The following is a 563-nucleotide window of genomic DNA, read 5'->3' on the forward strand; positions in this document are numbered from 1 at the left end:
CCTTGAGTGACGAGCCAGAAGCAAGCTTCCAACGCGGCGAGCACGGCGCCGCCCCTATCGAACCGTTTGCGTCAGACCCAGCTCGACTGTGTGGGTCGGCCGATTGCCGACCTCCTGGCCGATGCGAAGAACCCCCGCACCCATTCGGCGCGGCAGATCAAGCAGATCGCCAAGAGCATCGAGACCTTCGGCTTCAACGTGCCGGTGCTGATCGACGCCAAGAGCCAGATCGTCGCCGGCCACGCGCGCGTCCTCGCCGCCAAGAAGCTGGGCTGGGCCGAGGTCCCGACCATCCGCCTCGAGCACCTCACCCCCGAGGAAGCGAAAGCTTTCCAGATCGCGGACAACCGTTTGTCCGAGCTGTCCAGCTGGGACGAGATCACCCTCGCGGAGACGCTCCGCGATCTGTCCATCCTCGAGCTCAACTTCGACATCGAGGCGATCGGCTTCACCATGGGCGAGATCGACCTTCGAATTGAAGCTCTCGGGCTGACTGAGTCACAGGAGGCCGACCCGGTCGATAACATCCCCGAGCACGGGGAAGGGCCGACGCGCACTCGCGC

1 protein-coding gene is annotated in these 563 nt (G+C 64.8%); it reads left to right on the top strand.

The window, feature by feature from the left end; translation table 11 throughout:
- Positions 1-66 precede the first annotated feature (66 nt).
- The coding region (locus AC1DWF_RS37425; protein ID WP_476843474.1) for a ParB/Srx family N-terminal domain-containing protein at positions 67-563 on the top strand (497 nt) is incomplete at its 3' end.

It is taken from the genome of Aminobacter sp. P4_D5 (assembly GCF_056401815.1).